Genomic DNA, 609 nt, shown 5'->3' with positions numbered 1-609 from the left:
TGACCTTCCAGCAGGGTGTCGGCGGCTATGCCGGCACGGTGGACACCAACCTGCGGGGTGCGGATCCGACGACGAGCTACGCGGTCGCCAAGCAGCTCTTCACCGACACCGAGACGGGCGGCGCGCCGGGACAGGCGCTGCTCCGCTTCGACGGGCTGTTCGGCACCGGCCCGGGCCAGATCCCGCTCGGTGCCACCATCGTCTCGGCCAGCCTCACCCTGCAGACCTCCGACACCGGCGACGGCGGCGCCCTGCACCGCATGCTGCGCAGCTGGTCCGACACCGACACCTGGGCCTCGCTCGGCAGCGGCATCCAGGCCGACGGCTTCGAAGCCCTCGCCACCGCCGACCTCGTCACCGGCCGCATGAGCACCCTCGGCAGCCGCAGCTTCGACGTCACCACGAGCGTCGCCGCCTGGGCCGCCGGCGCCGCCAATCACGGCTGGGCCGTGCTGCCCCTCGGCACCGATGGCTGGGGCTTCCAGTCCGCCCAGGGCAGCACCAAGCCGCAGCTCACCATCGTCTTCGAGACCGGCACCACCACCCCGCCCGCCTCCCTCGCCCTCTCCGGCCCGCTCACCCAGCCCGAGGGCAACAGCGGCTCCACCA

1 protein-coding gene is annotated in these 609 nt (G+C 73.2%); it reads left to right on the top strand.

The genetic code is table 11. The features are described from left to right. A partial coding sequence (locus L2I40_RS24190; RefSeq protein WP_237217872.1) for a DNRLRE domain-containing protein occupies positions 1–609 on the top strand: 609 nt, incomplete at both ends.

This window comes from Falsiroseomonas oryziterrae, assembly GCF_021864505.1.
Lineage (GTDB): Bacteria > Pseudomonadota > Alphaproteobacteria > Acetobacterales > Acetobacteraceae > Falsiroseomonas > Falsiroseomonas oryziterrae.
Note: the sequence above shows the minus strand (reverse complement) of the source record. Positions and strands in the feature narration are given on the sequence as shown.